Annotated in this window: 7 protein-coding genes; 2 read left to right on the forward strand and 5 right to left on the reverse strand. The window is 58.1% G+C overall.

The window, feature by feature from the left end; all coding sequences use genetic code 11:
• Positions 1-244 precede the first annotated feature (244 nt).
• A complete protein-coding gene (locus HMPREF2787_RS10505; protein WP_070859211.1) occupies positions 245-457 on the reverse strand; it encodes a hypothetical protein in 213 nt (70 codons plus the stop codon).
• A gap of 59 nt (positions 458-516) precedes the next feature.
• On the reverse strand, positions 517-933 hold the full coding sequence (locus HMPREF2787_RS10510) for an iron chaperone (RefSeq protein WP_070859212.1): 417 nt from the start codon (positions 931-933) through the stop codon (positions 517-519).
• A 59-nt stretch (positions 934-992) separates the two neighbouring features.
• On the opposite strand from HMPREF2787_RS10510, the gene HMPREF2787_RS10515 reads away from it, so the two are divergent.
• Positions 993-2,375 (forward strand): DHA2 family efflux MFS transporter permease subunit, encoded by a 1,383-nt coding sequence (locus tag HMPREF2787_RS10515; protein ID WP_070859213.1) that lies wholly within the window; start codon positions 993-995, stop codon positions 2,373-2,375.
• Here the strand turns inward: HMPREF2787_RS10515 and HMPREF2787_RS10520 are convergent.
• Positions 2,359-3,051: an AAA family ATPase gene (locus HMPREF2787_RS10520; protein ID WP_070859214.1), complete on the reverse strand. Its 693-nt coding sequence runs from the start codon at positions 3,049-3,051 to the stop codon at positions 2,359-2,361. The two genes, HMPREF2787_RS10515 and HMPREF2787_RS10520, sit on opposite strands and share 17 nt — an antisense overlap.
• Entirely contained in the window at positions 3,048-4,061 is a 1,014-nt protein-coding gene (locus HMPREF2787_RS10525) for an App1 family protein (RefSeq protein ID WP_038627146.1), read from the reverse strand. The genes HMPREF2787_RS10520 and HMPREF2787_RS10525 overlap by 4 nt, the downstream gene beginning before the upstream one ends.
• Before the next feature lie 93 nt (positions 4,062-4,154).
• Here HMPREF2787_RS10525 and HMPREF2787_RS10530 point away from each other — a divergent pair, with 93 nt between their 5' ends.
• A complete protein-coding gene (locus HMPREF2787_RS10530; protein ID WP_005511827.1) occupies positions 4,155-4,481 on the forward strand; it encodes a transglycosylase family protein in 327 nt (108 codons plus the stop codon).
• Here the strand turns inward: HMPREF2787_RS10530 and HMPREF2787_RS10535 are convergent.
• On the reverse strand, positions 4,478-5,707 hold the full coding sequence (locus HMPREF2787_RS10535; protein ID WP_070859215.1) for an HNH endonuclease signature motif containing protein: 1,230 nt from the start codon (positions 5,705-5,707) through the stop codon (positions 4,478-4,480). The genes HMPREF2787_RS10530 and HMPREF2787_RS10535 overlap by 4 nt on opposite strands.
• Positions 5,708-6,070: the final 363 nt, after the last annotated feature.

Consider the following 6,070-nt stretch of genomic DNA (forward strand, 5'->3'; position numbering starts at 1 on the left):
CATGCGGACACACTTTTCTTTACTTAACCCTGGATTGAAGCAGAGGCGGATGCTGAGCTGAGGTTGTTGGCTTGTCCTTTAACCCTTAACCCTCTTTAAACCCTGTCCGGCACTTATGGCCAGGTTTCGGGGACTTATTGATGTATTTCGCTCGCTTGTCGATGGATTCCCCTGACTTATCGATGTTTTTTCGGCACTTATGTGCACGCTGTGGGCCAGGCCCTCTCACTTGTCGATGCGCTATTCACTTGTGGCCACGCTGCAGCGCATCGATAGGTGAATAGCGTGGCCACAAGTCGTCGGATGCGTCGGCCGTTTCAATTGCCACGCTCGTACCGGCCGCACCCATTGCAATACCGGTATTGGCAGTCGCAAGTGCTGGGACGTTGGTCTCGCGAGTGATGAGTAAGCGGAAGTGCGAGGGCATCATCGAATCGGGCCGACGGTGGACGGCCATTGTTGATGAGGATGCCCTGGCGGATTTAGCGATGTAGGTGGGTTTGGTTTGAGTCTGGCCTATCGCCAAAACTTGGTCATCCCGCGCTTGTCCTCCATGTTGAACTCAATCATCTTGGCAAGCAGGTCCAGCGGCATGGACTCGGCCTTGCTGTCCTTCGGCCAGGGGAAGCGGACCATCATCTTTCCGTAGGAGAGGCCGCGGGCATCGAACTCGTCGGAGAACTTCTCAATACCAGCGCGTTCCGGGGCGATAGCCATGTGCTTCTTGGAGTAGGAGAAACCAATGATAAAAGTGCCGTCTAGCGTGAACATCGGCTGCTTCCAGGCAATGCGAACGCCCATCTCGGGATACTTTTCATGAACCCATTCCAACACCTCAAGAGCGACAGCGCGCTGCGTGTCATCATCTACCCGCGAGAGGTGGTCGGCGAAGAACTCGGCGATGGTTTCGTCGGTCATATGCTGAACAGCCATGGTCTGGATTTTACCGTGCTATCAACTCACAACCGTGCCATCAACTAACATGACTCCGAGTGGCTACAGATTTGAATACTCAGTTTGATCCCAAAAAGGCGTGGCCAGCGCTGTGGACCGTTTTGCTCGGCTTCTTCATGATTCTGGTCGACGCCACCATTGTCACTGTTGGCATCAACACCATCCAGCATGAACTGGGCGGTGAGCTCAACCAGGTCATGTGGGTGACCAGTGGCTATCTGCTGGCCTATGCGGTGCCGTTGCTTATTACCGGCAGGCTCGGTGACCTCTGGGGAGTCAAGCACACCTATGTAGCGGGCCTGGTTATCTTCGTGTTGGCGTCGCTGGCGTGTGGGTTGGCGCCGTCGTTAAGCATGCTGATCATTGCCCGCGTGGTGCAGGGACTGGGGGCCGCGCTGCTGACACCGCAGACGATGGCGCTGATTACGCAGATGTTTCCACCGGTGCATCGCGGTGCGGCGATGGGGCTGTGGGGCGCGGCGGCCGGAATTGCCTCGCTGACGGGGCCGCTGGCTGGTGGCATCTTGATTCAGTTGCTGAGTTGGCGCTGGATTTTCCTCATTAATGTGCCGATTGGCGTGGTCGGGCTCGTTTTTGCGTTCCGCTACCTGCCGACCTTTGAGACGCACCGCAATAAGATTGACTATCTGGGCGTTGTGCTCAGCGCGATTGGTATGTTCCTGCTGGTCTTCGGCATCCAGGAAGGGGAGAGCGCCGGTTGGTCTAGTTGGATTTGGGCACTGATTGCCGGTGGTGTCGTGATTCTTGGTCTGTTCACCGTATGGGAGGCCAAGACGACGGCCGAGCCGCTGATGCCGCTGTCCCTTTTTAAAGATCGCAACTTCACCATTTCCTCGCTGGCCATTGCTGTGATGGGCGCGCTGGTGGTCGCGGTCGGTTTCCCGATTATCCTCTTCGCTCAGAACGCCCGCGACCTGTCGACCATTCAAGCCTCGCTGCTGCTCGTGCCACAGGCGCTCATCTCCGGTGTCATGGCGCCGTGGACTGGACGAATGCTGGACCGATTGAAGTTCCGCGAGTTCGCGCTGATTGGTTTTGGGTCCTCGCTGGTGGGCATGCTCGGGTTCCACTACCTCATCCACGAGAACCTCTCCGTGCTGTGGTTGCTGCTGCCGGGCGCCGCATTCGGTGTGGCCAACGCGTTTGTGTGGGGCACGCTGTCGACCGCCGCGACTCGCAATATTGATCCGGCTCTCGCCGGTGCCGCCTCCGGTGTGTACAACACCATCCGCCAAATTGGCAGTGTGCTGGGTAGTGCGCTGATTGCCACCGTCATGGCCGCGGCGCTCAGCGGCAACCGTGGCGACTTCACCACCTCCATGAGTGACGCCATGTGGTTGCCGGTGGCACTGTCGGCCCTGGGGGTCGTGGCGGCGCTGGGGCTTAAGAATCCGAAGTAAAACGCTCCACCATGTAGTCCGCGATGCCGATGGGATCGGCTAGGAAATCCCTGGTCGCCCGTACCGCGAGGGTATCTTCGAAGTGGGTGGTGTCGGCGTCGTCAAGCGAAATGATTGTTGCTTCCGGTGCGGCGAGCAAGATGGGGGAATGCGTCGCCATGATAATCTGTGCGCCGGCTTCTGCGAGCGCGCCGAGACGGCCGAGGAGTTCCAGCTGGCGCAGTACCGACAGTCCGGCCTCGGGTTCGTCGAGGAAGATTAGCGATTCGGCACCGTAGCGGCGTTTGGCCAGCGCCATGATGGATTGGCCGTGACTCATTTTCGTCAGATCCGCCATGCCGTCACCGCCGGGGAGGCTGCCGATCGATGCGTAGAAACGCGCGAGGTTTAAGTGCGCGTCGCCGCGAAAGAAGAACGTATCCGGGGGATTGCGCTTGGTCAGCGCGAGCGGAATCGGAGAGGTGCGCTCCTGCGTTTTAAACCGCGAGCCGCCGTCCGTGTCGACCCCCATCGCCGACGCCAACGCCTCCAGCACCGTCGACTTTCCCTTGCCGTTTTCGCCGGTCAAGATGGTAATCGGCGTGGTGAAGGCCATGGGGAAGGGCAACGCGAGCTTTACGACGTAAGCCGGGAGCTCGGCATCATCGTGAATACGGGCCTGGCGGAGGTAGATCATGGTTGCGGCAGTTGGTCGATCTGTTTGAGCAGCTTAAAGCCGTCGGCACCCTCGATGAATGGAACCTCCTTGTTCTCCAGTTTTTCAATTGGCACTGCGGTGCCGTGGGAGAGCACGTGCTCGCTGGGAGTGAGGTTGCGGATTGCGATTGCCGCGACCTTATCCGGATGCTCCGCCGCGGCTGTGCCGTAGATGAGCGGGTCGTATTGGCCGTCATCACCGACGAGAATCCAGTTGATTTCGGGGAAGTCAATAAACAGGTCCCGCAGTCGCACCTTCTTATGTTCCTTGCCCGAGCGGAACAGGCCAGTGGGCGTTGGCCCCCAATCGGTGAGCAGTAGCGGGCCCTTCGGCAGGTTGTTGCGGTGCAGGAACTTTTTTAGTGTGCCGAAGGTGTTCCATGCGCCGGTGGAAAGGTAGATGACGGGAACGTCCGTGTCCTCATCGGTTTTGCTCGCGTAACGACGGCGAAGTTGCGCATAGAACTCGCTGAAGCCAGCGACGGCTTTGCGCTCGTCTGTCTCTTTGACCCAGGAGTTGTAGGCGGCGATGAGGGTGCGCGGCAGCATGGTGACCAAAACAGTGTCATCAATATCGGAGACGATGCCGTATTTGGTTTCCGGGGAGAGGATGAGGGCCTCTGCGGGAGTGTCGTTGATGGTGATCTCGTGCCAGCCGGGTTCGAGGCCGTGATTCCGAATCAGCACCTCGATGTAGCCGTTGCTATCCGTGGTGGTTTCCACCGTGCGATTGCCGGCAGTGATGGTGACGGGAAAGTCCGCGAGTTCGACGGTAAAGAACTGCCAAAACCCGCGTTTTTTGTTTCGTTCTTCGTCTCGTTTTTTGGCCGGATCCTTCATAAGGACACGGCCGAGTACGCGAACGCGCTCTGCATTTCCGTACCCGGTGAATCCGATGATTTCCGGTTCCCAACCAGCGTTTTTGGAACGCTTGGCGGCCAGCGCGTTGATTCTTCTCTCGGTTTTGCGGACGACATCTGCCACGGACATGCTTTCCAGGATACGGGTTGACAGGGTGGGGGAGGGTGCGCGTAGGTTGGTCGGCCAAGAGAAAAGTCAACCCTTTAGGAGTGTTCTCTTTTTATGCGTTTTTCCGGTAAGTTCATCGCATCCGCCGCCGTGGCAGCAGGCATGATTGCTGCCCCGACCGCCGCTGCTAACGCTGCATCAGTTAGCGCCTGGGATCAGGTTGCGGCATGTGAGTCCGGCGGAAATTGGCAGACCAATACCGGTAACGGCTACTACGGCGGACTACAGTTCTCGCAGCAGACCTGGAGCGGCCACGGCGGTGACCAGTACGCACCAACGGCTGACCAGGCCACCAAGGAGCAGCAGATTGAGATTGGCGAGCGCGTGCTTGCCTCCCAGGGTGCTGGCGCATGGCCGAACTGCGGAGGCCCGCTGGGTTAATCCTCCCCATCATCAAAGACCAGGTCTGGCACCGCCGCGAATGACAGCCACCACTTCATGTAGTGGTCATGGCGTGCTTTCGTCTTCTGAGTAGCGCGCTTGTCAAAAGTTTGTCGCCCGAACCCGGCTAACGGTCCGGCCGGGACGGTGGCCGCGGTAACGCCGTCGGTCGAGGACCACACCTCTGAGCCGTCCTCATAAGCGGTGATATCCCAGAGCTTGTGGGTTTTCAGGTTGTGGTGCTTCCGGCATAGGCAGTGCAGATTCTGCGTGTCGGTAGGGCCACCGGCTTCGGGGTCTTCCTGGTTGTACGGCGCGATATGGTCAATATCGCACTTGTACGCTGGGACTTCGCAGCCGGGGAAGCGACATGTGCCGTCACGACCGTGGACGCGGGCGACCTGCGCTGGGGATGGGCGGTAACCATTGGTGGCGGTGTCTGCTGAGAGGCGGACATGCGTCACCTTTTGCATCCACTCTTCTGTGACCAGCGCGCCGAGCCAGCCGGCACCGTCCAGCCAGGCGTCATCACTTTGAGGCTCGCGGAAAGCATTGAGCACAACCTCCGCATTGGTGCGCTGGTGGATCAGTTCCACAAATGCATCTGCCTGGGTCATTTCTTCATTCGCGCGGAAGACCGTTTCAATTGCGCACATGGCGAAGTAGGCGCGGTCCGGCCGCAGTGTGAGAATGATTTGGGAGTAACTGTCGGGACGTTCCACCAGAGTCACTGATTCCGTATCGGTGATGGTGGGAATTGTGCCGTCGGCACGAGCGCGGTCATCCAAATCCGCAGCAATATCACCAATTTTGGTGGTGAGCGTGCGAGGGCCAATCATTGCTTGACGACGCTTCCGTGGCGTAACCAATGCCAAAATTTTCTTCTCCGCATCGGGTATTTGATCTGGCTCGATTCCGACTACGCCATGTGCAATGATGCCGAGTTGCCGCATGGACAATGCACAGCTTTCCCGGGCATAGTCCGCTAACTGCGGCATTTTCTCCAGCAACAGGCCAATGTCACAGATACGCAGTGCCTCACTGCGGGTGATTCCCAGCCGAACGCTGATGCGGGCGGCATGGTTTTCAACGTCATCATCACCTGCAGGGCAGCAGGCTTCAATCAACTCAAGTTGGGCGCGGTTGGTAGCCCGCGCGAGTGCTGAGAGCTCATCTTCAGGATTTTCATGAGCCCAAGATGGTTCGGGTACTTGTTCGGACTTCATTGGATCCCCCCTGGTGCTCCAATGGTTGTCGGTTTTCTTTCGAACTTACTTGCTATCGTACAGAGGCCGTTCTGGTTTGTAAAGAGAAATGATGAGAGATTTTGAATGGTTTTGTAGATGTCGGCTGACCGCAAAAGCGTTTGTTACCAGGTTGTTTGCGGGTGGCGCATGGAGAAGTGCAGAAAAGTATAAATAAAACACCCGTTCGAAACCGGAAGCTTGATAATCTCGCATCTATAAAGGCGGAGCGCAGAAACCAGCGCAGACAACGGGGGCAAAACCATGATCATCCGGCAAGCAACACGGGAGGACGCCGAGGCCGACGGGCTCATGCCTCAATGAAAGGCTGCCACCGAAGTGGCA

The organism is Corynebacterium sp. HMSC061H03, assembly GCF_001838215.1.
Lineage (GTDB): Bacteria > Actinomycetota > Actinomycetes > Mycobacteriales > Mycobacteriaceae > Corynebacterium > Corynebacterium jeikeium_D.